Below are 25,663 nucleotides of genomic sequence, written 5' to 3'. Positions count from 1 at the left end.
CCTGAGTCTCACCATGTTTGAAACAACGCCAATAAATCAACTACTTACGCCGTCATCGGGAAATCTCAATGACGATAATCAACCAAAACAGATGTCTCTCCTATGAGAAACGTTGGGACACTAGTGAGTCCACATAAAACAAGGGCAACAAGCCGTAAGTGTTATTGTGTCTTAGTGCCTCGCGATCCGTTGGAATAGCACCTGCCGGAACTGGCAAAGCATAGAAATCAAAACTTTCTTTTGCAGGTATGCGGGTGCGCCGCTTTTCCATGATTTCTGTCCGTCTTTGCTTTCCGCTTTTCATTACGTCTCTACTTTAAAATAAAACCCCGACAAGTGTTACCAGGATTTTCTGATCTGTCCTTGCGGTGCAGACCAGACTGGAATCGAACCAATTTAACCGATGTAATCCTGATGGCATTCGGGTAAAACCTGTTTGAGCAGCTGCAAGACAAGATTTTGCCGTGACCTCGTCACTTTTGCAAAAAATGTAGTCACAGCTGCATTCTCGTACTGCTCAAAACCTTGACCAAATTTTGAACCACCACATGACAAGTGAATGATGTGAGCACCCCATGTAGTCACATAAGCATTCATATGGCATTCAAAAAACAAGCCCAATGACATTTATTGAATACGGCATGACAAGAATAGAGGGTGATATTACGTTTCAAATGTAATCACATCAGCATTCATACCATATTCAAAACCTGTACTGCGACATCTGATTGCAGTATTGAGAAATACAGTACGACAAGGTTTGCTTGCGATTTTTTTGGATGTAATCACCAGCGCATTCGTACTGCATTTCAAACTCAAGACCACAGTCACATGGTCTTTGAAGCACAGCATGACAAGATTTAAAGGTGACTTTACAGTTGGAGGTGTAATCACATTTGCATTCATGCTGTGTTCAAAAACTTTTACTACCTGGACTGGCGAAGCTGTTACTACATTTGCCCCGCCAGCGGCTCTCTAAATATCAATTGCCTTTACTTCACCTACCCAATGCTCTGCACTTAACTGACCAGCAGCAAAGGCAGCGATGATTTTGAATACGGCATCAGAAAAACCACCTACATTCAAAATATCATCTCTTTCTGCCGCCTGAGTCGTACCATATGGTGCGATGTCTATACACACCAGTTTGGCTTGTGGATTGCGTTGTTTGAACACATTCCATTCCGCCATGGTTGCAGTGGTACGACTACGGCTTGCATCCATCCAGGATTCATTGTCAGAGACAAAGATCACCAGGTCAGCCTGCGCCTTGCTCTTGTTCAACTGCACCAGTGGTGCACTGCAATTGGTTCCACCACCACCTATCGCTGCCAGTTTCTGCGCATTGGTCATCACGCTGTCACGTGGGTTCAAATCACATTTCACGACCTGGTTTTCAAACGGCAAAACCAGAGTAGATGGATTCTTGCGCAGCATGGCAGCAGCAACCAGCGCAGCGATGTCTATGCAACGTACTGCTGTCGTTGCAGAGCTACGGTAACCTGTGACTGCAGACGACATGGAACCAGACACGTCAGCACAGACCACGACTTTGCCAAATATTTCTGGCACATTGCTCAAGGCAATTTCCATAGCATCCTGTAAGGCGTTCTTGATCGGCAACGGCACTTCTTCATTCGCTGCCTTGTAAGCCGCCATCAACTGGTAAGGAAATACCTTGGCTTTGGCAATTGCCTCTGCATTACTCAATTTAGCAGCAATCAAGTCCACCATGCCTGGCAAGGCATAGACACCGTGACGGCCAAAGGTATTCAAGTTCATACGCAACATCTGCCAGCCAGCCTGACGGGCGATTTGCGCCCAGTCTTCTGTCGTCAAATCCATCGCTGTCAGCATCTGGAAAGGCACATCCGGCAAAGCCAGGCTGCGGTCTTTCTTGTATGCTTCAAACGCTGACACGATAGGTGGCAATGCTTCTGCCTTGTATGGTTTGCCTATCAACCAGGCGAAGAAGGCTTCACGCCATGCTTCTGTTGGCTTTGGATGCACCATTTTCACGACATCGGCCAGTGATGGTGTCGTACCCACCGCTGCTGACAGTAATTCTTTTTCGCTGGCAGTATTCAGCCATGCCTGTACCAGTTTTTTAGGACGTGAACCCAGAGACTTACGGCCTATCGCACCTGAACGCAGAATCTGTACAAAATTACGCAACATCTTGCCGTTGTTCATCACACGCTTGAAAGTACGCGGCAACTCAACTGCATTACGCATGGTCAATGCTGCTACCAGCAGCGCTGGCATGTCTTTCATATAACCACGCTCACGGCAGTAAATCGCGGTTTGCGCAATGAACAAAGGTGTTACCTCTTTAGTCAAATCCAGCACTGTCGCCAGTTGCGCTTCTGCACTGGCGTAGTAAGTCGCGTTCAAACAACCAGTGGCTGCATATTGGGCCAACTTGTGTTCCGCAGTGAACTTGTAAGCGGCTACGCCAGAAAAATTTGTTGTATCTGTGACTGGCAAAAATTTGTTTGTCAGTGAGTTTTTTAAACTCTGGAACAAGTGTGTGTTAACCATTTCATTTCCTTTTTTCTTTATTCTTATCAAGAGCTGTTTATTTGCTCGCTCTTGCCCATCTCTATTGCAATGGGCGTGCCAGGTCTGCGCCAACGTCAAACGAAACGACTTAAGTTATTGATTTAAATAGATAAACATAGAACTCACAAGAAAACTATCGAAATGGCCGTCAAAACAAATTTCATATATAATTATCTGAATAGATAAATATTTATCCAAAATGATCAAGAAGAAAAAAGTCGTCATCGGTTTCATAGGCACGCAACTCGATAGTGGCCGTGGCAGTGGTCGCTGGGAAAAATGGCGGCCCACGGTCGCTTTGACCCAGCACGAAGATATTGTCATCGATCGCATCGATTTGCTGTACAGCGGTCAGCATGAGCTATTGCTAGCACAATTAGAAAAAGACATTGCCGATACCTCACCCGAGACTAAGGTATGCGCGCATCAGTTAGATATACAAGATCCCTGGGATTTTGAAGAGGTGTATGGCTGCCTGTTTGACTTTGCCCGGTCCTACCCCTTTGATACAGATAAAGAAGAATACTGGGTGCACATCACCACCGGCACCCACGTGGCGCAAATTTGCCTGTTTCTGATGACAGAAGCCAGTTACCTGCCCGGCAAGCTCTTGCAAACTTCACCTCCACGGCGGCAGACCAAGGCCAATTTTGGTGAGATGACCATCATTGATCTGGACTTGTCACGCTATGACCAGATCGCCCAGCGCTTTAGCCGCGAGCAGGAAGAAGGGGTGGCCTTCCTGAAATCTGGCATTGCGACCCGCAATGCACGCTTCAATACCATGATCGATGAGATAGAGCGTGTCGCCATCAAGTCCAAGGCAGCAATTCTGTTGATGGGGCCGACTGGTGCGGGCAAGTCCTTCCTGGCGCGGCGTATCTTTGAATTGAAAAAAGCCAGACACAGGCTGGAAGGCAAGTTTGTCGAAGTCAATTGCGCCACCCTGCGTGGTGATGGTGCGGGCTCCACCCTGTTTGGTCATATCAAGGGTTCGTTCACCGGTGCCATGTCAGACCGCCCCGGTTTGCTGAGAACGGCACACAAAGGCTTGCTCTTCCTTGATGAAATTGGTGAGCTGGGTCTGGATGAACAAGCAATGCTGCTCAAGGCAGTGGAAGAAAAACGCTTCTTCCCGGTTGGCGGTGACCATGAAGTACAAAGCGATTTCCAACTGGTTGCAGGCACCAATCGTGATCTGGGTAAGGAAGTGGCTGCGGGCCGCTTTCGTGAAGACTTGTATGCACGTATCAATCTGTGGTCATATGAATTGCCTGGCCTGAGTGGCAGGGTCGAAGACATCGCGCCGAATATCGATTACCTTCTGTCGCAATACAGTGCGGAGAATGGGCAGATGGTGCGATTCAACAAAGAGGCAAAAGACAGTTATATGGAATTTGCCACTTCCCCTCAAGCAGTGTGGGCAGGCAATTTCCGCGATTTGTCAGCATCAGTCACACGCATGGCCACGCTGGCCGATGCGGGACGCATCAATGATCAGAATGCCAGTGAAGAAATCAAGCGCCTGCAACGGCTGTGGTCATATGCGCAGGAAAGCGGTGAAACAAATGAGCTGGATTTGCATGACTACCTCGATACTGAGCAATTGGCGCAACTGGATTTATTCGATGCCGTGCAATTACAGGCAGTGCTCGCAGTTTGCCTGCGCTCTAAAAACATGTCTGAAGCAGGCCGGAAACTGTTTGCTGCTTCCCGCAGCAACAAAGCCAATCCCAATGATGCAGACAGGCTTAAAAAATATCTCAACAAGTTTGGTTTGCACTGGGATGGATTAAGAGAACGATAGGGTCCCTATTTTATTGTTGAGCGGTTGGTGCAATTATCCAAGGTTTATAAGTTGCCTTGAGAGAAAACATATACACTTCGGGCCTTTCCCGCTTTACTCCGTCGCCTTGAGGCTTAATACAAACTTTCTAGTTCAGTGTTGATGTGGCCCTTGCCACAGAGTAGTCCCGGCCAGACATCAAAACGCACACTCATGATAAAAAAACTCGCAAAACTCAGCCCGATACTCGTTTTTGCTCTCATTAACCTGTCTTTTGTTGATCTTTCAAGTTTTGAAAATCTCTTCCTCGATTCGCCAACCCTGGGCACGGGGGACTTTGCCGGATGCCGTCAGTTTTTTGTAAAAGGACAAATTCCGACGCTAAGACATTCTCGGGACATGCGTCCGCGCGCCCTTTGTTTTTCAGCATTTGCGGTCATGCATTCAGGTAAAAGTCATACCCCCATCTATGTCGCTGAAAGGTTGAACCGTCAAATCATCTTGAAAGCCAGGGACAATGAGCGCAGCAACCAGTTCTATGCCGATGCCAGGTTGCCACGTGCAGAGAGGGCTGAACTCGACGATTACAAAGGTTCTGGCTATGACCGCGGCCATATGGCACCAGCTGCCGACATGATCGATAGCACCGCCATGGAACAAAGTTTCTCACTGGCCAACATGGTTCCGCAAGCGCCACTCAATAACCGGAAAACCTGGGCTGCCATAGAAAAAGCCACCCGCCAGTACGTCTTGCGCGCACAAGGCGATGTGTATGTCATTACTGGGCCAGTATATGGTCCACGCCCTGCGACAATAGGTAACAACAAGGTCTGGGTACCCAAATACCTTTACAAACTTGTATATGACCCCAATACCGGTCGCGCCTGGGCGCACTGGGTAGAAAACACCGACGATGCCCAGGTCAGCAAACCCATCAGTTATCAGGAACTGACGCAAAAGACGGGCATACAGTTCCTGCCCAATCTCAAACAACATGATATGTAATCGATGCGTCTTATCCAGGCCCAGCCTGGAGTTGACAATGCAGTCCGGTATTGCTGGCTAGCATGAAGAAATCACTTGGAAATCGCTATTTTTTGCCTTACTTGCAAAAAACTGTAATAAACTTAGCCACTTATCCAAAAGTCAAGTAGCCTGTTTTCGCATTAATTCCGTTTTATTGCCGCTTTTTCGTTTTCCACAGCATTTATCCATGTTTCACCTATTAACTGAAGGAAAAGTCCATGAATCTCATTGAACGTGCGAAAAATATCATCCTGACGCCACAAAAAGAATGGCTAGTCATTGAAGTAGAAAACACCGTCACGATAGACTTGTTCAAAAATTATGTTGCGCCTCTGGCTGCCATTCCTGCAGTCGCCAGCTTCATAGGCATGAGCATCATCGGTTTCAGCGTACCCATGCTTGGCACCATACGCTTGCCCATCATTGCAGGTATTTCAGCAATGGTGATGAGTTTTGTATTTGCTTTAATAGGCGTATATCTGATAGCCCTCTTGATTGATGCTCTGGCACCACAATTTGGCGCGACCAAAAACCCCGCGCAAGCCTTGAAAGTCGCCGCCTATTCTTTCACTCCGGCCTGGCTTGCTGGCATCCTGTCCCTTTTGCCTTCGCTAAGCATGCTGGGTGTGCTGGCGGGTTTGTATGGTATTTACCTGCTTTATCTGGGCTTGCCTGTGCTGATGAAGGTGCCTCAAGAGAAAGCTGCAGCTTACACCGCAGTTTCAGTCGTCTGCTCCATTCTGATCATGATTGTGTTTACGATGGTGGTAGGTTCTGTCGGTGGCGGTTCAATTTATGGCATGGGCGCCATACCTACTGCAAGCCGTACATCTGAAACCGCCGGTACACTGAACGAGCTTGAAAAAATGGGCAAGAAGATGGAGGAAGCCAGCAAGAAAATGGACGATGCAAAAAAATCTGGCGACCCACAAGCAGAAATGAAAGCAGCAACCGAAGCCTTGGGAGTAGCCTTGGGCGGCAGTAGCCAGGCCGAAGTGGTTGACAAGGACAAGCTAAAAGCCTTGCTCCCTGAAACCATAGGCGATTTGAAACGGAACAGCCTGGAAGGTGAGAAATCGGCCATGGGTGAATTCAAGGTCGCCAAGGCCGAAGCTCGCTATGCCGATGAAAATAATCATCAGATTAAAATCAGCATCACTGATACAGGTGGCAGCAAAATGTTTGGTGCCATGTTCGCCTGGGGCATGATGGAGCAGGACAAGGAAACCGATGCTGGTTATGAAAAAATGGGAAAGGTCAATGGCCGTCCTACGCATGAAAGATTTCAAAAGGATGGTTCAACTGGTGAGTATAGCCTCCTGGTTGGCGGTCGCTTCCTCGTAGAAACCCGTGGCGAGAATGTCGACATGGCCACCATCAAGACCGCATCGGCAGCAGTTGCTTACGATAAACTGGAAGCAATGAAAAATGAGGGAATAAAACCGTAACCCTCGATGCTCATTCAGCTATGCTTCACCTTAAAACTTTACCTTCAATGATGCATTGATAGCCAGAACTACCTATCAAACCTGTCCAGTTACTGCCTGCTCTTTACCTATCCGCAACAACCGCCCATCTGCAGGTGCTACTCCTCCGACATACTGGCTTTTCTGCCATTACTGCGAAAAACCACATCCCAGAAACTGGTACTGACACCAAAGCATACCGAATTTCCATCCGCATGATGATGACGTGCATGCCAGATCTTCCTTTGCTTCAACCAGGAATGTCTGGCCGGCCAGTGATGGGCAGCATGATGTGTGACGGTGTAAAACAAGTAGCCTCCCGTCAATCCCAAAGTCAGCGCACTGGCACGTAATACGTCACCCAGCAAAAACGCCGGTGTAAACACCAGGAAGATAATCAAAGTCGTGCTCAATATGGTCGGTGTACCTATCAAAGCAGCCGGACGCGCGTGATGCAGTTCATGCCAGCGTTTGAACGGTTGCAGGCCATGAAGGATGAAGCGATGCAAAAAATACTCTATTCCGGTAGATGCAAACAACCCTGCCAACACAAATACCGCAACCTCCAATAAGCGAGTATAGGGAGTAAGCACGCTCAAAAAAATCAGTAAGCAAGTTACCGCGACGCCATACAAGACAAAGTCGGTCAAATAAGCTGCTTTACTATGCTCGAGAGAAAAAAATGCCATGCCGCTCCTGATAATGTTGAATTCAAGTCTTGATCTACTACAAGAATAAAACGATTTCCAATCCAGCTCCGTACGTAAGCACACACAGTCCTTCATGCAATCAGCAGATGGACCTCCTGGCTGCATGAAGATGAATATGGAAAGCTGACTAGCATCAGACCTCCACGTTGTTTCCCTGACCCTGCCCAGAAAGACGACATTTGTGCGCCAACGCACCGATGAAAATTCGCATTTCACTTAGTCTCCCAAACAGGAATTACTGTTCCAGTCACATTCCGGTTTTTGCAATACATCTCCCTCCTCTTTTCACATCCAGAAAGAATATTCATGAATAAATTACGCGCTATACCTGCCGCCCTGGCCTGCCTGTTTTTCGCAGGTGCGGGCAATGCCATGGCTGAAGATTACAACCCATCCTGGTATATCGGTGGCAGCATCCATGCGGCAGAGACTGATGAAATTTTCGGTGCGGGCAATCGCGGCTATGGCGTCGGGCTACGTCTGGGCAAGCCTTTGTCAGAAAGCTGGGATGCCCAAATCAATACCAATTACACGCGGGCGTCAGACAATGGCAAACGCTATCAGCAAAATGCTTTGGGAATAGACCTGCTCTATCTTTTTTCGCGCAGCACAGTTCGCCCTTACCTGGTCATGGGTATTGCGGCAAACCGTGACAGGAGTAATGCAGGCTTAAAAAGTGGTGACAGCACGTCACCCGCGGCCAGCGGCGGCGTCGGTGTACAGCTCAGCTTGAACGATCAGTGGTCGGCCCAAGCAGAGTGGCGCAAGGTACATGGCTATTTGCATGGCAATGATTTTGGTTTTAGCCAGGCTAGCAATTCCCATCTTTCCGTTGGACTGAACTATAGCTTTGATAAACCAAAAGTGGCCGCCAGAACAGTCAGCTTCGCCCCTACACCACCACCCGAGCCGGTAATGGTACAAGCACCACCGCCAGCACCTGCGCCGGCTCCACCACCGCCTGTGTATCAAAAAATCACTTTGTCTGCGACAGAATTGTTTGCCTTTGATAGCGCAGTATTGAGCACGCCACAGCCAAAACTGGATGACATCGCTAATGCGCTGAATGCCAATATGCAGATCAATCAGGTTGTTATTACTGGTTATGCAGACCGCTTGGGTTCAGATAAATACAATTTGAATTTGTCCGAGCAGCGTGCCAATTCAGTCAAATCCTATCTGAACAACAAAGGCGTCGCTACACAAAGGCTGAATGCCATCGGCAAAGGTGAAAGCAATCCTGTCGTTGTCTGCAACAACAAAAAACGTGTCGATCTTATCGCCTGCCTGGAACCTAACCGCCGCGTTGAAATTGAACAATTTACTGTTGAACAGCGCGTCAGGTAAATGTAAATAGAAAAAAGAGAGCCAAGCTGGCTCTCTTTCTTATGGTCTCCAATGATGCTGTCAATTCACATCGACAACATCATTGGCAGAACAAATTTTACTTCAAACGCATATCGTTCTTCACAGAACGTACACCCTTGACATTGCGGGTAATGGCAACTGCTTTATCAATATTGGCATTGGAAGTCACAAAGCCACTGAGCTGCACTGTGCCTTTGAATGTTTCGACATTGATTTCCATGGATTTCAAAGTCGGTTCATTAAAAATTTCGGCTTTTACCTTGGTCGTGATGACGGAATCATCGACATATTCGCCAGTACCTTCACGTGTGGCTGTTGAAGCACAGCCAGCAATGACCAACAGAGAGGCGGCAAATATCATGGTCATCATGCGTTGAGCGATTTTCATTTTTTTCTTTCGAGAGATTGAGATTTAGAAACTACATTTATACATACAAGACCGCATATCGCTTGGCGCAAGAGCGGCTTTTCCTGACGTTAAAATTACTTGCCGAATTTGGATTTAGCTGCAACAACACAGTTATCCTTACCCTGACCGGTCAAGGCATCGCACTTTTCCAGCGCAACCTTGTATTCAGCTTTAACTTTGTCATCATTGGCGTCAACGCGCGCATCGACAACTTTTTTATCTGCTTTTGCGTTTGCCAATGCGGCAACTTTATTCGAATTGGCTTGCTTGACGCATACGTCTTTTTCATTACCAGCCATGCTGCCGCATTTGGCTTTTTCCACATCATAGTCAGCGTTGGCAATATCTTTTCTGGCGCTGGTACGTGCAGCCACAGTATTTTTATACTCCGCAGTAGCGTTGGCCTCTGTATGAACGCGCGCTGCTTTTGCCTCTGCTATGCAGACATCTTTCGGATTGCCTGCGACGGTGTCACATCGGCTCTTGGCCAGTTTGAATTCTGTAGTGGCAGCGTCTTTAGCCGCTGTGTAAGCAACTTTCTTTTCGTCGGCAGCGGCCAAAGCTGCCGTGCTAAATGTGGCTGAGCAAACCAGGATCATAACTAAATTCTTATTCATATTTTTCCTCTTAAGTGTGAGTAACGAACGAAACTTATTGGACGAAGCTGATTTCGCCTCAACGATTGCTGCGTCGGAAAAGCCCGATGCCTGAGTGTGCTGTCTGCTCACGTGTCCATCTGTGCGGTATCGAACATTGGTCAATATATATTTATCAAGTCAAATTCTTTACAGAGTGTGCCAGCGCACAGATGTCAAACCAGGAATAGCATAAATTTGTAGTACTTGATCAGATAAAGCCAGTCATCAAAAGATTTGGTCATCCTTGGTTCACCGTCATTAGCAGTGAGCCGCATTTTTCAGGGAGCCAGACATGATCGCAAGCAATGACACTTTATTAGTGAGGAAATCATCGACACGTCCCTCAACCAGGCACGGTGACTTCAAAAAGCCAGCCTTGGAAGATATTTCACTTAGTCAGCGTTGGAGTAGTGGCTATTACTCCGACATCAGCACGGGTACCGCTATAGGCATGGCTGTTGGCTGTATCCTGGGTGCGGTCAATGCAGCGCTTGCAGTCATGATTGCTCCATTTAACGTCCCCGTTCTTGGCTTGCTGGTGACGCATCCTTTGCAAGCGGCCTTGGTGGGTGCAGCCCTGGGCATGATCATGGGTTCTGTCATCGGCTCTTTACTGGGTTGGGGAATATCCAGCCAAACAGTAGAGCAACTGGACACTGATCTTGATTCAAATACCAAATTTTGTCCGATATCCAGAGCCGATGACCAGCAAAAAGTTGATGCCTGGAAGGATCAACACGGTGAATACGCCAATATCTGACCCAGTGTCTATCTATTTTTTAACAAAGGGAGAAAAACCATGATGGCCAAACGCGAGGCTTATATAGCCAGTATCAAAGCTCAGCTGGATGAATTAAATATCAGCATGACGGTGATGGAAGCAAAAGTTGCAGCTTCAAAAGAAGCGATGAAAGAGCAATATGCCAAAGAAATACAAAAACTCTATGTGCAATCGCAGCAAGTGCGCGACAAGCTCGATGAAATCAAGTCAGCCAGCGAAAACAACTGGGAGAGCATGATCAACACGACGGAAAAAGTGCGCGATGCTTTTGTCAATTCTTGCCACTATTTCAAAGCGCAATTAAAGGAAGATTGACTCCCTTCCGCAAGCTGCAATCCGGACCAGAAACATCCATCAAGCTGATAAATAACTGCAGCTTTGCTTAAACTGACTCTATAGGCTACATCATGAGCACCATCTTACTCGTCATACTTATCCTGGTCCTGATTGGACTCTTTCCCTCATGGCCGCATAGCCGCTCCTGGGGTTACGGCCCTAGCGGGGTTACCGGCCTCATTGTGATTATCCTTATCATTCTTTTGCTGACTGGTCGTTTGTAAAGCACTACGCATTTTCACTTTTTGGAGTTATCATGAAAACGACTAAACAAAGGTTGATAGCAGGAATTTTCTGTGCATTGTTCAGTAGTGGAGTCTTGAGCCCGGCGCTCGCTGCTGATGTAGACCCAACTACCATTGCTCAGCGCGGCGATCCTGAACGCTGGTATCAGGAAGAAACTACGCCCATGGCCTACTTCAAGACCTTAAAAAAGGAAGCGGAAGCCGTGCATCAGTTATCCGTAGTGGCCTGCAAACAAATGGATCGTACGCAACAAAATCAATGTCTGCGTGAAGCCAGAAATACAATGCAGCAAGATATGGCTGACGCCTACAGAAAGTCTGGTATCCGTCCACGTTAATGTCAGAAGAGGAAAAGCAATGTCTACCATGAAAGCCGCCGTCTACCTACGTCCAGGAAAAATTGCGATAGAAGAAAAACCCATCCCGGTTCCAGGGCCGGGTGAGGCGCTCATCAAAATTACCACGACGACGATTTGCGGCACAGATGTCCATATCCTCAAAGGCGAGTATCCAGTCAAACCAGGTTTGACCATAGGGCATGAACCAGTAGGAGTGATCGCCGCACTGGGTGCCGGGGTGAGCGGGTATGAAATTGGCCAGCGCGTTATCGTCGGTGCCATATCGCCTTGTGGACAATGCTATTCCTGCCTGGATGGACAGCATTCGCAATGCGGTGGCAAGCCAGCTGGTGGCTGGCGCTTTGGTAATACGATTGATGGTTGCCAGGCAGAGTACCTGTTGGTACCGTATGCCATGAGCAATCTGGAAGAAATACCTGACGGCCTTACAGATGAACAGGTCCTGATGTGCCCGGACATCATGAGCACAGGATTTGGCGGCGCTGAAAATGGTGATATCAAGATAGGAGATACCGTCGTCATCTTTGCCCAGGGACCAATCGGTTTGTGTGCAACTGCTGGCGCCAAACTACGCGGTGCCAGCCTGATTATTGCGGTGGATAGCGTAGCCAGTCGTTTGGAAATGGCAAGGGCATTAGGTGCAGATGTCACGATCGACTATACAACAACAGATCCCCTGACAGAAATCATGCGCCTGACCCATGGTCGCGGCGTCGATGTGGCGATTGAAGCGCTGGGTACGCAAGTCACCTTCGAAAGCTGTTTGCGGGCATTAAAACCCGGCGGCCGATTATCCAGCCTGGGCGTGTACTCTGGCAAACTGAGCTTACCACTGGATGCCTTTGCAGCTGGCCTGGGAGATCACAAAATCATTACCACATTGTGTCCAGGCGGCAAGGAGCGCATGCGCCGCCTGATGAATGTCGTGAAATCAGGACGAGTAAAACTGGACGCCATGGTCACCCATCGTTTCAGGCTGGATGATATAGAACAAGCCTATGACTTGTTCGCCAATCAGCGCGATGGTGTATTAAAGGTTGCAATTACCTGCTGACCTAGCTTACTCAATAACAAGGACTCATATGGCCGTTCATCATGGAATACCATCTCATTCATTGATGACTTCCATGAGCGTGGCCGCAGTCGTCTTGCTCAATGGCTGCAGCTCACTGCCTGACATCAATTACCTCGAACCATCCCTTGATCAACCGCAAAAAACGGTGTCGGAAAAACCTACCATCAATAATGCCAAGGGTGAGCTAACCATGTCAAAAGCCCAGGCTTTGATGCGGCAACGCTGGAAGAATTCAAGCACCGGCCTGGCGAATATGCAAGCCCTTGCGGCGCTGGAAGAAGCGGTCACTGGCAGCCCGCTGATTGCGGGAAATCAGGTAACTTTGTTATTCGATGGTCCGCAAACCATGGCGGCCATGATGGCTGCCATCAGACAGGCAAAAGACCACATCAATCTGGAAACCTATATCTTTGATCAGGATGAGCTGGGCATGGAATTCGCCAGGCTGCTCATGGAAAAACAACAGGCTGGCGTAGCCGTCAACATTATCTATGACAGTGTGGGCACTATAGGTACGCCACAAAGTTTTTTCGATAATATGAAAGCAGCAGGTATTCAGTTACTGGCCTTCAATCCCATCAACCCTGCCAGATTGCAAGGCCCATGGTCACCAAACCGGCGTGATCACAGAAAGATACTCATCGTCGATGGAGAAATTGCTTTTACTGGCGGTGTCAATATCAGCGCCAGCTATGCTAATAGCTCGCTATTCCGTTCCAAATCAAAAAAGCAGAGCAAAGTTGGCTGGCGTGACACGCATATCCAGATCACAGGCCCAGCCGTGGCGGCATTGCAAGGGGTTTTTCTTGATACCTGGTTGAACGCCGGTCACCAGCCACCAGCGGGCACACTGTATTTCCCAGTGCTGAAAGACCAGGGAAATAAAATGCTACGCGTGCTGGCGAGCGAGCCTGAAGGTAATCCCGCCATTTATAAAGCTTACCTGTTGGCGATACAAGAAGCCAGAGACAGCATCCACATCACGTCTGCCTATTTCGTACCGGATGCCCAGATATTAAGAGCAATGATTGCTGCTGCCCAGCGTGGTGTAGATGTGAAGATCATCATGCCTGGCGTGACTGACAGTGGTTTGGTATTTCATGCTGGACAATCGTTTTATACTGAAATGTTGAAGGGTGGTATCAAAGTCTATGAATTGAATATCGCCGTGCTGCATGCAAAAACTGCCGTGATAGACCAGGTGTGGTCAACCGTAGGGTCCACCAATATTGATACCCGCAGTTTCTTGCACAATAGAGAAGTCAATGTGGTCGTCATTGACACCGAGTTTGCCGTGTCTATGGAAAACGCATTCAAAGAAGATTTGCGTCTCTCCACCCAGGTCACTTTGGAAACCTGGCAACAACGTCCGCAAATCAACAAACTGAAGGAATGGCTGGCCAGACGCTTTGAATATTGGTTATGAGCTTGCGATCATCATTTTCTTTCTGATCAGATGATCACTTTTTATGATCAGATTCAGGTAATTTTTCTACTATGGGCGGGGTAATATTGATTGCGACCGGATCACTAGCAGGAAAACTCTCATCCAGTGCCTCATCCAGGGTATCTTCTTTCTTTTCTATTACTTTCTTCTTTTCTTCTGGCGTGGGTTTGACTGGAACTGGTTTTTCGTTCAATGGATCACTCATGATGTATTTCCCTGACGTTTGTAGAACTCCTTTACCTTGCATTGACCTATCAAATAAGTCAAGGCAAGGAAATGAGTGCGCCACGCTTAATGGCACTATCTATTTTTTTATCTTCAGATTATTGATGACACTCTCCACCCCGGAGATGCCCTTGGCAATCTCCTGAGCATGCGTTGCCTGTACTTCACTGTCGACAAAGCCACTCAGTTGGACCTCACCTTTGCGAGTGACTACAGCAACATCCATGCTTTTCATTTGCGTGTCTGACAGCATGGCAGCCTTAACCTCTGCGGTAATGACACTGTCATCGATCTTGTTGCCGACAGTTTGCTTGCCATCTTTCAAAACTAGCTTATTGTCGACTTTTTTAACACCTTCTACAGCCATGGCTACGGTAGTGCTGCGATCAATTTGTATCTGGTTGTCAGCAAACCCACTGATCAATACTTCACCTTTGCGGGTTTCGATCTTCACGTCCATGCTCTTGACCAGTTCATCAGCCATCAAGGCCGATTTGACCTTGGTGGTGACGACTGAATCATCAATTTCCACACCGATGGTCGTGGCCGCATTTGGCCCATTGGTATCTGGCGCTTTATTACAGGCAGCCAAGGGCAACAGCAGGGATATCGATAAAGCCGGGATAATGAAATTTTTGCGACGAAGGTAGTTCATGATTTTTCCTTTCATTTATTGAAGACTGAAGTAATCAGCGCGGTAATACCTTGCCATTGACGTCAGACAGGATGATCTCTACCCGACGGTTCAACTGACGGTTCTGCGCCGTATTGTTTTCAGTGACCGGAAAGGTTTCGCCATATCCTTTGGTCTCGATGCGGTCCCGCGACACACCCATCAAGACCAGGGCACTGCGCACGGCGCCAGCACGACGTTCTGACAGGTCCTGGTTATGCGCTTGTGTGCCAGTATTGTCAGTATGTCCTTCAATCAAGACAGTCCTTTGCATATTGTTTTGCAAAACAGTTGCCAGTTTTTGTACAGTGCGCATGCCATCCGGGTTCAATTTGGATTGATCGACACCAAACAAAACATCGCCCAACGTGATGACGATGCCGCGCGTGGTAGTCTTGGCTTGCAAGTCAGCCAGCTGTGCTTCCAGAGCAGCATTGCGGTTTTGCATTTCCAGTGCTCTGGCTTGTTCTTCAGCTGCTTTTCTTTGGGCATCGCCTGCCTCGCCTTGAGCTATCTGTGCTGCCAGCCTGGCCTGTTCTGCTTGTGCCTTGGCTTGATCCGCTTGCATTTTTGCCTTATCAGCTTCATTGGTACGCTGCTCCAGACGGATCTGATCACGGGCTTTGGCGGCATCGGCAACACTGGCTTCTGCCAGTTTTTGTTTACTTAACTCTTGTGCCGTTGCGATTTTTTGTTTCGCCAGATAAGCCAGTCGATCAATTTTTTCTGAGCTTTCATTATCTTTGGCCGCATTGTTGGCATCATCCATGGCAACCCCTGCCTGCCGCATTTCCAAAGGTGCCAGGCTCAGGACATTAGGGTTATTTTGCGCTGCCTGATAGTCCATGCGCGTCTGGTCCAGCAGGCTGGTGGTTTTTGGAGTCGTGCTACAGGCTGCCAACAGCATTGCTGTCAATAGTAAGGCAGGTGTAAAGATTTTCTTGATCATGATAATTCCCTGTTGTGTAGTTCAAACCTTGCCCCGTTTATGCTCAACTAGTGGCTTGACTGGTGGCTTGACTTGTTGCTCAATTGCTGAATAGTTGATGACTTATTTGGTCGTGTTTGTGTTTGCGCGTTCCAACTCTTCACGCAAGACACGGATATCGTCTTGCAGCGCATTAGCAGCTTTTTCTGCCTTTGCAGAATTGGCTTTGGCTTGTGCCAGCTTGGCATCGGCCTGCGCCTGGGTAGCCAGCTCACTGGCCAGTTTGTAGTCCTTGGCTTGCATGGCCTTGTTTGCCTGGGCCATTTTCTCGCGGGCAGCATTCATTTCTACCGGTGCAAATTCAGTGCCACCTGCCACCGCAGCATTGTCAACAGCCGCTTTGGAAACCGCGACCTCGGCGGTTGCTGGTGTTTTCATGCTGCTGCAGCCCAGCATCAGGAACATACCCGCGCTACATACAGCAAACATGCCACTCTTCAAGTTCTTATTCATGGTTTTCTCCGGTAAATTTAAAAGCGCAATCCATGCAGACTGCGCTGTTGTTGCCTAAGCCGCCTTTATATCTTCAGCACTGGGGGGTGGTCTGTACGTTGCCGCACATTTCCAAAGAATGATCATGCCTTCGGCCATAGGGCTATGTGCGCTAACGAACGTACAAAATCATGCTGATGTTTTAGTATCAAAACACTGCCTTTCCCATAGATCACGCCATCCTGTTTACGCTCAGATGTTTGCCTCATACAGATATCCAGGAAATGCCTGGCGACGGTGGATACACCTGTCGCTCGCTGGCAAATTCCAAATTAAAAGAAAGAAGTGTGAGAATTGAATTCAGCCAAAGATATGCTGTCATCCAGCTTGCATCATATAAAGAATGCCCTGAAGTACGGTCAGTTGCGCTTGCGCACCTATGCCGCGCAAACGGCAGCAGAGTTGCCATTGCGGGCAGACTTGTACAGTGCGCTGCAAATGGAACAGCATGGGCGGATACTGGCAAATAGCCATAAACTGAGTTCTATTTTTGGGCAAGACCAGCTTTTGTCACGCCTGGCAGATAATCAAGACGTGATCATGAATGCCTGCACCTTATTGACAGAAGCCATCAAGGATGGGCGGCCAGTGACACCCGCTGCAGCCTGGTTGCTGGACAATTTTTACCTGATAGAAGAGCAGATACGCACAGCCAAACGCCACTTACCTAAAAACTACAGCAAGGAGCTGCCAAGGCTGTTGCGCGGTAGCTCTGCCGGCCGACCCAGGGTATATGACATTGCGCTGGAAACGATCTCACATGGTGACGGCAGGGTTGATCCTGAAAACCTGAGTCGTTTCATCAGCGCCTATCAACTGGTGTCAGTGTTAAAACTGGGTGAACTATGGGCCATCCCCATTATGCTGCGGCTGGCCCTTTTAGAAAACTTGCGCCGCGTCGCCACCAATCTGACGATGACCCACAATCACCGCAATCTGGCAGCCAAATGGGCAGAGGATATGGTCGAAACTGCCGAGAAAGATCCCAGCAATCTAATCTTGCTGGTGGCTGACATGTCGCGCTCACAACCGCCACTTGACAGCTCTTTCGTGGCAGAAATGCTCAGGCGCTTGCAAGGTCAGGGGCCAGCTTTGGCCCTGCCTTTGAACTGGTTGTCACAACGTCTGGCAGAGACCGGACAAACCATAGAACATCTGGTCCATCAGGATTCGCAACAACAGGCTGCGGATCAGATTTCCATCAGTAACAGCATAGGCAGCTTGCGTTTGCTGTCATCCATGGACTGGCGCGAATTCGTGGAAAACATGAGCGTCGTGGATCGCTGTCTGCGCGATGATCCTGCATGCATCTATGCGCGCATGGATTTCGCCACACGTGATCTGTACCGTCATGCAGTGGAAAAAATTGCCAAGGGCAGCAGTTTCTCAGAAGCCGATGTGGCCCACAATGCCTTGCGATTTTCCCGTGAGGCCGCCATCCAGCATGGTCAGGCTGCACGCAAGGCGCATATAGGTTATTTCCTGATAGGAAAGGGCGTCGCAGAACTGGAACGTTCAGCAGCCATGCAACATCCATTGCCGGAGGCCATCAAGCATGCAGCGCGCAATTCTGCCTTGAGCATTTATCTGGGCAGCATCAGCATCGTGAGCCTGCTGACGACGGGATTGCTCCTTAGCCAGGCCAGGCACATAGTGATCAATCCATATTTACTGGCTTGTTTCATCATTGCCTGCCTGCTTGCCAGCAGCCAGTTTGCCTTGTCCATGGTGAACTGGCTGGCGACTTTTATTGCCTTGCCACGTCCTTTGCCACGCATGGACTTTTCAACAGGGATACCGCTGGAATCCAGTACCCTGGTGGTAGTCCCCACCATGCTGTTCAACCCGCAAAATATCGACGCTCTGTGTGAAGCCATGGAAGTACGTTTCCTGGCGAATAATGATGCTAATCTGCGTTTTTGTCTGTTGACTGATTTTGCCGATGCTGAACAGGAAACTTTGCCAGGCGATGAAGAGTTATTGACGCATGTCAGCCATGCCATTCTGGCGCTGAACAAAAAATATCCACGCCCGGACGGTGACAATTTCCTGGTCATGCACAGGCCAAGGATATGGAATCCGCAAGAAAAAATCTGGATGGCCTATGAACGCAAGCGCGGCAAACTAGGCGCGTTGAATGCCTATCTGCGCGGTGCAGGCGTTGATGCATTCATGCGTATCATCGGCAATACGTCTGGCCTGGAGCATATGAAATATGTCATTACTCTGGACACTGATACTGAATTGCCACGGGATACGGCACGCAAGTTTGTTGCCACCATGGCGCATCCACTCAACCGCGCCCACTACGATGAGAAACTGCAAAGAGTGACCGAAGGTTATGGCATCCTGCAACCACGCGTAGCCGTCGGACTCCCAGCCAGCGATGCCTCGTTCTATGAGCTGCTCTGCGGCGGCGAAGCTGGTATCGACCCTTACACCCGCAGCGTGTCAGATGTCTATCAGGATGTCTTCGATGAAGGGTCCTTCATCGGCAAGGGGATCTATGATATCGATGTATTTGAACTTGCCCTGAAAAACCGCATGCCAGAAAACCGCATACTCAGTCATGACTTGCTGGAAGGCTGCTACGCCCGTGCAGGCCTGCTGAGTGATGTACAGCTGTATGAAGAGTATCCTTCCAGTTATCTGGCAGATATGCGCCGTCGTCATCGCTGGATACGTGGCGACTGGCAAATCGCCTCCTGGTTGACACCCAAAGTACCTGGTCCCCGGGATGAGGCCAGCGGGCAATCCAGTCGACGCAGCAATTCATTATCTTTGCTGTCGCGCTGGAAGCTGCTGGACAATCTGCGTCGCAGCATGGTGCCACTTGCTCTTACCGCCTTTTTACTGATCGCATGGAGCAGTTTGCCTAACGCCTGGTTTTGGTCCGGCGCAGCTATCGGGTTTTTTCTCATTCCAGCGGCCAGCGCATTCTTGTTAAATCTCAGTCAGAAGCCGGATGATGTATTTTTTCGCCAGCATCTCTTATCGCTACTGCGCTCCAGCACCCAGCATTTCATCCATGCCTCTTTGAGCCTGATTTTTTTGCCATATGAAACGTGGATCAACCTCGATGCCATACTGCGCACCCAATGGCGTATACTGATTTCGCACAGGCACTTGCTGGAATGGAATCCGTCTACGCTCAGCAATCATCAGTTCAGGAACAGCTTGTGGAATAATTTCCGCAGTATGTGGATAGCACCTGTGTTTTCCATTTTCACATTCTTATTGCTGCAATATGTGAATCCCCTCGCCTTGCAGGCAGCTTTACCCGTGTTGTTGCTTTGGACAATTTCGCCACTCGTCGCTTATCAGATGAGTCGTGCCAAACAAAGGCGCGAATCACAGTTAAGTGCGACGCAAGTAGAATTTTTGCAGGCAACCGCCCGTAAAACATGGTTGTTCTTCGAAACCTACGTCGGCCAGGAAGATAACTGGTTACCGCCTGATAATGTGCAGTTCCAGCCGGTAGGCGTAGTCGCACACCGGACTTCACCGACGAATATAGGCCTGTCACTGCTGGCCAATCTGGTGGCTTATGATTTTGGCTACATCCCGGCTGGACAATTCCTGCAACGCACGCAAAACACTTTCACCAGCCTGAGCAAGCTGGAACGATATCAAGATCATTTTTACAACTGGTATGACACCAAAAGTCTGCAGCCTCTGTTGCCCTTGTACGTATCAACGGTGGATAGCGGTAATCTTGCAGGCCATTTGCTGACTCTGCGGCCGGGGCTGGCTGGCTTGAATGAGGCACCTATCTGCCAGCCACGCCTGTTTTGCGGTTTGCATGATACCTATTTATTGCTACGCAGCGCTGTTGGCGCGACTGTCGCAGACAAGCTAAAAGAATTTGAAACTGATCTTGATGTGCTGTGTCTGGGCGTACCAACATCGCTGATCGTCATTCACGATTGTCTGAAACGTTTGACACATCATGCTGACACCTATCTTTCCAGCGTGACTGTGGCTGCTGACAACGCCAGCCATATCTGGGCGAGCGCACTGAGCAAGCAAGCTCACGCGCAACTGGATGAACTGCTTTACCTTGCACCATGGCTTAACCTGCCCGATCCGACCAGCTGGATACATGCGTTTCCCGAGCTTGATCGCATCCCTAGTTTGCAGGGTGTGGCAACACTGGCTTATGCGCATGTGACTCCCAGAGAAGACAGTCTCTCACTTGATCAGGCCACACAAATAGAAAACCACAATAATGACCTGACAACATTGCTCAAAGTTGCCAGCAAACGCGCTACTGAGCGTATCCTGCAGATTGAGCAACTGGTACAGCAAACCAGCGAATTTGCCAGAATGGAATATGAATTCCTCTATGATGCCAGCACGCATTTGCTGACCATAGGTTATAACGTCAATGAGCGCAGGCGTGATAGTGCCTGCTATGACTTGCTGGCATCAGAAGCCAGGCTGGCTACCTTTGTCGCCATTGCCCAGGGTCAAATCCCGCAAGAAAGCTGGTTTGCACTGGGACGCCAGTTGACCATCGCAGGTGGCGAGCCGATGTTGCTGTCCTGGAGCGGCTCGATGTTTGAGTATCTGATGCCCTTGCTGGTCATGCCAAATTTTCAAAACACTTTGCTTGAACAGACTTACCGTTCTGTTGTACAGCGCCAGATTGAATATGGACAACAGCGTGGCGTTGCCTGGGGAATTTCAGAATCTGGCTACAACACTTTCGATGCCCATTTGAATTATCAGTACCGTGCCTTTGGTGTTCCAGGTCTGGGCTTTAAACGGGGACTGGGTGATGATCTGGTCATCGCACCATATGCGTCCATGATGGCCCTGATGATCGCACCTGAACAAGCCTGCAGCAACCTGGAACAATTATCGGCCCAGGGATTTGAAGGTTTGTATGGTTTCTTCGAGGCGATAGACTACACACCTTCACGTTTGCCACGTGGGCAGACACATGCCTTGATACGCTCTTTCATGGTCCATCATCAGGGTATGGGTTTCTTGTCACTGGCTTATCTGCTGCTCGATCAGCCCTTGCAAAAGCGCTTTGAGTCAGACCCGCTGTTCCAGGCCACCATGTCGCTATTGCATGAACGCGTGCCCAAGGCCAGTGCCGTGTATTCCAACACAACTGAACTGGCTGACATACGTAGCGCCAGCAGTGGCCAGGAAATTCCTTTACGTGTCTTGCATCATGTGAATACCCGCACACCGGAAGTGCAATTGCTATCGAATGGCCGCTATCACGTCATGATCAGCAGTGTGGGCGGCAGCTATAGCCGCTGGAATGATCTGGCCATCACCCGCTGGAATGAAGACAGTACCCGCGATCACTGGGGTACTTTCTGCTACGTACGCGATGTCAGCAATGGTCGTTACTGGTCAACTGCATTCCAGCCTTGCCTGGTGAATTCACCAACCTATGAAGTGATTTTTTCTGAAGGCAGAGCAGAATTCCGCCGCAGTGATAATAATCTCGACATGCATACCGAGATCGTGGTCTCGCCAGAAGATGACATCGAATTGCGCCGTACCCGCATCGTCAACCGCTCACGTCATCGCCGCACCATAGACTTCACCAGCTATGCAGAAGTCGTGCTGGCACCGGCAGCTGCCGATGCCATGCATCCAGCTTTCAGCAAGCTGTTTGTAGAAACAGAAATTCTGAACGAGCAGCACGCGATTTTGTGTACCCGTCGCCCGCGTTCCATCGACGAGAAAATACCCAGCATGTTCCATCTGATGGCCTTGCATGGTGCCAGCATGGAAAGTGTTACCTACGAAACCGACAGAGCCCAATTCATAGGTCGTGGCAATACCTTGGAAGATCCCGCCGCCATGCGCGTCAGCCGTTTATCTGACAGCCAGGGGTCGGTGCTCGATCCCATCGTCGCCATACGCTATCAAATCACACTGGAGCCGGAACAGGCTGCCACACTGGATGTAGTCACTGGCGTGGCAGAAAACCGCGAACTCTGCCTGGGCTTGATCGAGAAATATCAGGACAAGCACCTGGCCGACCGTGTTATCGAGCTTTCCTGGACACATAGCCAGGTAGTATTGCGCCAGTTAAATATCGGTGAGGCCGATGCCCAGTTATATGGGCGCCTGGCAAATTCTGTCATTTACATGAATCCGCTTTTGCGTGCCGATACCAGTGTTCTGAGCCGCAATCACCGGGGACAATCAGGCTTGTGGGGTTACGCCATATCCGGTGATTTGCCCATCGTGCTACTGCAAATCAATCATCAAGACCATATCGAGTTGGTCAGGCAACTGGTGCAGGCGCACGCGTATTGGCGTTCCAAAGGTCTGGCGGTGGATCTGGTGATCTGGAATGAAGATCATGCCAATTACCGCCAAGCGCTGCAGGAGCAAATCATAGGCATGATTTCATCGGTCATCGGCACCCATGCGATAGAACGGCCCGGCGGCATTTTCGTCAGGCTGGCGGAGCAAATTTCACCGGAAGATAAAATCCTGTTCCAGGCAGTAGCCAGGGTGATACTGAATGATCACCGTGGCAGCTTGCTGGAGCAATTGAACCGGCGCGACCTGGTGGAGTTGCGCGCACCCAAGCTGCTACCATCAAAGCAGATGTATCAACAAACTGGCTATCAATCACTGAGCAACAACAAGCCGAGCCAGCCGCCTGAAAAACTGCAGAATTTCAATGGCATAGGCGGTTTTTCTGAAGATGGCCGCGAGTATGTCATCACAACCAGGGAAGGACAAACGACCCCTGCCCCATGGGTTAACGTATTGGCCAATCCTCATTTTGGCAGTGTAATTTCTGAAAGTGGGCAAGCCTATACCTGGGCTGAAAATGCCCATGAATTCCGCTTGACACCGTGGAATAATGATCCTGTCTGCGACAGTAGCGGTGAAGCATTTTATATACGCGATGAAGACACAGGCGCCTATTGGTCACCCACCGCCCTGCCCTGTCGTGGCAGTGGAGACTATGTCACCCGTCACGGTTTTGGCTATAGTGTATTCACCCACCAGGAACAAGGCATACGTACGGAGTTGACGGTGTTTGTCAGTATCGACACGGCAGCCAAGTATTCAATACTGCGTGTCATCAACGAATCAGATGAGCAAAGAAAATTGTCGGCCACTGGTTATGTGGAATGGGTGCTGGGTGATCTGCGGCCAAAATCCCTGATGCACATCGCCACTGAAGTCGACCCTGCTAGTGGCTGTCTGTTAGCACGCAATCCCTACAATACCGAATTCCCGGCTCGCAGGGCCTTTTTTGATCTGGATGGTGGCAACCGCAGCGTCAGTGGCGACCGCAATGAATTCATCGGTCGCAATGGCAGCCTGCGCAGTCCGGCTGCACTGGACAGACAGCGCCTGTCTGGTAAAACCGGTGCTGGTCTGGATCCCTGTGCAGCATTGCAACAAGAATTTGAACTCAGTCCAGGACAGGAAAAGCGACTGGTGTTTGTGCTGGGCATGGCAATCGCTGAAAACGGCAACGTTCCACAATTCATACAACAGCACCGAGGCATTGTTGCTGCCGAGCAGGCACTGACTAAGGTACATACATACTGGCGCAACACTTTGGATACAGTACAGGTCACGACCCCTGATCAGGATTTGAACTTGCTGGCGAATGGCTGGCTGCTATATCAAACCATTGCGTGTCGCCTGTGGGCGCGTAGCGGTTATTACCAGTCTGGTGGGGCATTTGGTTTCCGTGATCAGTTACAGGACAGTATGGCCCTGGTGCATACTGGTCAGGCGCTGGCGCGAGAACAACTACTTTTGTCTGCTACCCATCAGTTTCTGGAGGGCGACGTACAACACTGGTGGCATCCACCAGTGGGGCGTGGTGTACGCACCCATTGCTCAGATGACTATCTATGGTTACCGCTGGCGGTGGCACGCTATGTGAATAGCAGCGGAGACTTTGGTGTTCTTGATGAAGAACTGCATTATTTGGAAGGGCGGGCAGTTAATCAGGAAGAAGATTCATATTACGACTTGCCTGGCAGATCAATGCAAATCGGTAGCCTGTATCAGCATTGTGTCAAAGCGATAGAACACGGTTTGCGGTTTGGTAGCCATGGTTTGCCCTTGATCGGCTCTTGTGACTGGAACGATGGTATGGACAAGGTTGGCCATCTGGGCAGGGGAGAAAGCGTCTGGCTGGCTTTCTTCCTGCATCAGGTCTTGACGAAATTTTCGACGATTGCGCTGAACCGTAACGACAAAGAGTTTTCAACACTTTGCCTGAGCCAGGCCAGCCAGTTGTCGAAAAATATTGACGCCAACGCCTGGGATGGTGCCTGGTACAGACGAGCTTATTTTGATGACGGCGGCGCACTAGGCTCGGCACAAAATGCTGAATGCCAGATAGATTCGATCTCACAAAGCTGGGCCATACTGTCCGCTGCAGCCAGCCCGCAAAGGGCAACACAGGCCATGCAATCTCTAGACAAGCGCCTGATGCGGCGTGACAAGCAGATCATACAATTGCTCGACCCCGCCTTTGATTGTTCAGGACAAAATCCCGGCTACATCCGTGGTTATGTGCCAGGCGTACGCGAGAACGGCGGACAATATACCCATGCGGCGATCTGGACTGGCATGGCATTCGCCAAAATGGGTGATGCCGCCCGCGCCTGGGAAGCATTTGACATGATCAACCCCATACATCATGGCAATTCTCCAGATACCATCGCCCGCTACAAGGTCGAACCGTATGTCATCTGTGCCGACGTATATGCAGTTGAACCGCATACAGGACGCGGAGGCTGGAGCTGGTACACAGGTTCGGCAGGCTGGATGTATACCTTCATGATGGAATCATTGCTGGGATTAAAACGCGAGGGCAAACATCTGAGCCTGACACCCTGCGTACCTGCAGGATGGACAAGTTTCAGTCTGCGCTACCAACATCTGAGCAGCACTTACCTGATCACGGTCAAGCTCAGGGATGTGGCTTATGGACAGAGCTTGCTGTTCATCGATGATATCGCCATGGGGAACTTATTGATACCCCTGATGGATGATCAGCGGGAGCATGTCGTGGAACTCAATTATGTGCAACTGACGCAAGTTTAAAACAGCAAGAC

General features: G+C 49.5%; 20 protein-coding genes. 11 read left to right on the top strand and 9 right to left on the bottom strand.

All coding sequences use genetic code 11. The features are described from left to right. Positions 1 to 100: 100 nt before the first annotated feature. Together H8L47_RS27640 and H8L47_RS27635 are read right to left on the bottom strand one after the other, a co-directional pair. The gene (locus H8L47_RS27640) at positions 101 to 304 is read right to left on the bottom strand and encodes a hypothetical protein (RefSeq protein ID WP_186957045.1); all 204 of its coding nucleotides are present in this window, start codon (positions 302 to 304) and stop codon (positions 101 to 103) included. A 671-nt stretch (positions 305 to 975) separates the two neighbouring features. Then, positions 976 to 2,541: a vWA domain-containing protein gene (locus H8L47_RS27635; RefSeq protein WP_186957044.1), complete on the bottom strand. Its 1,566-nt coding sequence runs from the start codon at positions 2,539 to 2,541 to the stop codon at positions 976 to 978. A gap of 223 nt (positions 2,542 to 2,764) precedes the next feature. On the opposite strand from H8L47_RS27635, the gene rtcR reads away from it, so the two are divergent. From rtcR to H8L47_RS27620, 3 genes are all read left to right on the top strand, one after another. Next, positions 2,765 to 4,369, top strand: a complete 1,605-nt coding sequence (rtcR, locus tag H8L47_RS27630; RefSeq protein ID WP_305258221.1) for an RNA repair transcriptional activator RtcR — start codon at positions 2,765 to 2,767, stop codon at positions 4,367 to 4,369. A 192-nt stretch (positions 4,370 to 4,561) separates the two neighbouring features. After that, entirely contained in the window at positions 4,562 to 5,353 is a 792-nt protein-coding gene (locus H8L47_RS27625; protein WP_186957042.1) for a DNA/RNA non-specific endonuclease, read from the top strand. A 239-nt stretch (positions 5,354 to 5,592) separates the two neighbouring features. Next, positions 5,593 to 6,822: a Yip1 family protein gene (locus H8L47_RS27620; protein ID WP_186957041.1), complete on the top strand. Its 1,230-nt coding sequence runs from the start codon at positions 5,593 to 5,595 to the stop codon at positions 6,820 to 6,822. A gap of 137 nt (positions 6,823 to 6,959) precedes the next feature. On the opposite strand, the gene H8L47_RS27615 is transcribed toward H8L47_RS27620, so the two are convergent. After that, positions 6,960 to 7,529, bottom strand: coding sequence for a sterol desaturase family protein (locus H8L47_RS27615; protein ID WP_186957040.1), 570 nt, complete (start codon positions 7,527 to 7,529; stop codon positions 6,960 to 6,962). Between the two features lie 327 nt (positions 7,530 to 7,856). Here H8L47_RS27615 and H8L47_RS27610 point away from each other — a divergent pair, with 327 nt between their 5' ends. Continuing rightward, positions 7,857 to 8,897, top strand: a complete 1,041-nt coding sequence (locus tag H8L47_RS27610) for an OmpA family protein (RefSeq protein ID WP_186957039.1) — start codon at positions 7,857 to 7,859, stop codon at positions 8,895 to 8,897. Positions 8,898 to 8,994: 97 nt separating this feature from the next. Here H8L47_RS27610 and H8L47_RS27605 read toward each other — a convergent pair whose 3' ends face one another. Both H8L47_RS27605 and H8L47_RS27600 read right to left on the bottom strand, forming a co-directional pair. Then, a complete protein-coding gene (locus H8L47_RS27605; protein WP_186957038.1) occupies positions 8,995 to 9,306 on the bottom strand; it encodes a BON domain-containing protein in 312 nt (103 codons plus the stop codon). Positions 9,307 to 9,401: 95 nt separating this feature from the next. Beyond that, positions 9,402 to 9,944: a hypothetical protein gene (locus tag H8L47_RS27600; protein WP_186957037.1), complete on the bottom strand. Its 543-nt coding sequence runs from the start codon at positions 9,942 to 9,944 to the stop codon at positions 9,402 to 9,404. Between the two features lie 313 nt (positions 9,945 to 10,257). Here H8L47_RS27600 and H8L47_RS27595 point away from each other — a divergent pair, with 313 nt between their 5' ends. From H8L47_RS27595 to cls, 6 genes are all read left to right on the top strand, one after another. Next, positions 10,258 to 10,725, top strand: coding sequence for a hypothetical protein (locus tag H8L47_RS27595; RefSeq protein ID WP_186957036.1), 468 nt, complete (start codon positions 10,258 to 10,260; stop codon positions 10,723 to 10,725). Between the two features lie 39 nt (positions 10,726 to 10,764). After that, a complete protein-coding gene (locus tag H8L47_RS27590) occupies positions 10,765 to 11,061 on the top strand; it encodes a sll1863 family stress response protein (RefSeq protein WP_186957035.1) in 297 nt (98 codons plus the stop codon). 92 nt (positions 11,062 to 11,153) lie between these two features. After that, positions 11,154 to 11,306, top strand: a complete 153-nt coding sequence (locus H8L47_RS27585) for a DUF3309 family protein (RefSeq protein WP_186957034.1) — start codon at positions 11,154 to 11,156, stop codon at positions 11,304 to 11,306. A 32-nt stretch (positions 11,307 to 11,338) separates the two neighbouring features. Further along, positions 11,339 to 11,665, top strand: a complete 327-nt coding sequence (locus H8L47_RS27580) for a hypothetical protein (protein ID WP_186957033.1) — start codon at positions 11,339 to 11,341, stop codon at positions 11,663 to 11,665. A 19-nt stretch (positions 11,666 to 11,684) separates the two neighbouring features. Continuing rightward, positions 11,685 to 12,740, top strand: coding sequence for an NAD(P)-dependent alcohol dehydrogenase (locus tag H8L47_RS27575; RefSeq protein ID WP_186957032.1), 1,056 nt, complete (start codon positions 11,685 to 11,687; stop codon positions 12,738 to 12,740). Between the two features lie 28 nt (positions 12,741 to 12,768). After that, a complete protein-coding gene (cls, locus tag H8L47_RS27570) occupies positions 12,769 to 14,187 on the top strand; it encodes a cardiolipin synthase (RefSeq protein WP_230413939.1) in 1,419 nt (472 codons plus the stop codon). A gap of 34 nt (positions 14,188 to 14,221) precedes the next feature. On the opposite strand, the gene H8L47_RS27565 is transcribed toward cls, so the two are convergent. The 4 genes from H8L47_RS27565 to H8L47_RS27550 all read right to left on the bottom strand — a co-directional run bounded on the left by H8L47_RS27565 (position 14,222) and on the right by H8L47_RS27550 (position 16,547). Then, positions 14,222 to 14,413 carry a hypothetical protein gene (locus tag H8L47_RS27565; protein WP_186957031.1) on the bottom strand — a complete coding sequence of 64 codons (192 nt, stop codon included), beginning with the start codon at positions 14,411 to 14,413 and terminating at the stop codon, positions 14,222 to 14,224. Positions 14,414 to 14,512: 99 nt separating this feature from the next. Continuing rightward, complete coding sequence (locus tag H8L47_RS27560; protein WP_186957030.1) at positions 14,513 to 15,088, bottom strand: BON domain-containing protein; 576 nt, start codon at positions 15,086 to 15,088, stop codon at positions 14,513 to 14,515. A gap of 34 nt (positions 15,089 to 15,122) precedes the next feature. Next, entirely contained in the window at positions 15,123 to 16,055 is a 933-nt protein-coding gene (locus H8L47_RS27555; protein ID WP_186957029.1) for an OmpA family protein, read from the bottom strand. 102 nt (positions 16,056 to 16,157) lie between these two features. Continuing rightward, on the bottom strand, positions 16,158 to 16,547 hold the full coding sequence (locus H8L47_RS27550) for a DUF4398 domain-containing protein (protein WP_230413938.1): 390 nt from the start codon (positions 16,545 to 16,547) through the stop codon (positions 16,158 to 16,160). Positions 16,548 to 16,880: 333 nt separating this feature from the next. Here H8L47_RS27550 and H8L47_RS27545 point away from each other — a divergent pair, with 333 nt between their 5' ends. After that, positions 16,881 to 25,652 carry a GH36-type glycosyl hydrolase domain-containing protein gene (locus H8L47_RS27545; protein WP_329605503.1) on the top strand — a complete coding sequence of 2,924 codons (8,772 nt, stop codon included), beginning with the start codon at positions 16,881 to 16,883 and terminating at the stop codon, positions 25,650 to 25,652. Positions 25,653 to 25,663: the final 11 nt, after the last annotated feature.

Source organism: Undibacterium umbellatum, from assembly GCF_014284125.1.
Lineage (GTDB): Bacteria > Pseudomonadota > Gammaproteobacteria > Burkholderiales > Burkholderiaceae_D > Undibacterium > Undibacterium umbellatum.
The sequence above is the reverse complement of the archived record's forward strand: the minus strand, read 5'-3'. Positions and strand labels throughout refer to the sequence as shown.

Bases quoted from the DNA above. Each gene is read 5' to 3' on its own strand.
- H8L47_RS27575 (WP_186957032.1), top strand. From the start codon at position 11,685: ATGTCTACCATGAAAGCCGCCGTCTACCTACGTCCAGGAAAAATTGCG.
- H8L47_RS27555 (WP_186957029.1), bottom strand. From the start codon at position 16,055: ATGATCAAGAAAATCTTTACACCTGCCTTACTATTGACAGCAATGCTG.
- H8L47_RS27600 (WP_186957037.1), bottom strand. From the start codon at position 9,944: ATGAATAAGAATTTAGTTATGATCCTGGTTTGCTCAGCCACATTTAGC.
- H8L47_RS27550 (WP_230413938.1), bottom strand. From the start codon at position 16,547: ATGAATAAGAACTTGAAGAGTGGCATGTTTGCTGTATGTAGCGCGGGT.
- H8L47_RS27585 (WP_186957034.1), top strand. From the start codon at position 11,154: ATGAGCACCATCTTACTCGTCATACTTATCCTGGTCCTGATTGGACTC.
- cls (WP_230413939.1), top strand. From the start codon at position 12,769: ATGGCCGTTCATCATGGAATACCATCTCATTCATTGATGACTTCCATG.
- H8L47_RS27565 (WP_186957031.1), bottom strand. From the start codon at position 14,413: ATGAGTGATCCATTGAACGAAAAACCAGTTCCAGTCAAACCCACGCCA.
- H8L47_RS27635 (WP_186957044.1), bottom strand. From the start codon at position 2,541: ATGGTTAACACACACTTGTTCCAGAGTTTAAAAAACTCACTGACAAAC.
- H8L47_RS27560 (WP_186957030.1), bottom strand. From the start codon at position 15,088: ATGAACTACCTTCGTCGCAAAAATTTCATTATCCCGGCTTTATCGATA.
- H8L47_RS27610 (WP_186957039.1), top strand. From the start codon at position 7,857: ATGAATAAATTACGCGCTATACCTGCCGCCCTGGCCTGCCTGTTTTTC.
- H8L47_RS27605 (WP_186957038.1), bottom strand. From the start codon at position 9,306: ATGAAAATCGCTCAACGCATGATGACCATGATATTTGCCGCCTCTCTG.
- H8L47_RS27595 (WP_186957036.1), top strand. From the start codon at position 10,258: ATGATCGCAAGCAATGACACTTTATTAGTGAGGAAATCATCGACACGT.
- H8L47_RS27615 (WP_186957040.1), bottom strand. From the start codon at position 7,529: ATGGCATTTTTTTCTCTCGAGCATAGTAAAGCAGCTTATTTGACCGAC.
- H8L47_RS27625 (WP_186957042.1), top strand. From the start codon at position 4,562: ATGATAAAAAAACTCGCAAAACTCAGCCCGATACTCGTTTTTGCTCTC.
- H8L47_RS27620 (WP_186957041.1), top strand. From the start codon at position 5,593: ATGAATCTCATTGAACGTGCGAAAAATATCATCCTGACGCCACAAAAA.
- H8L47_RS27590 (WP_186957035.1), top strand. From the start codon at position 10,765: ATGATGGCCAAACGCGAGGCTTATATAGCCAGTATCAAAGCTCAGCTG.
- H8L47_RS27580 (WP_186957033.1), top strand. From the start codon at position 11,339: ATGAAAACGACTAAACAAAGGTTGATAGCAGGAATTTTCTGTGCATTG.
- H8L47_RS27640 (WP_186957045.1), bottom strand. From the start codon at position 304: ATGAAAAGCGGAAAGCAAAGACGGACAGAAATCATGGAAAAGCGGCGC.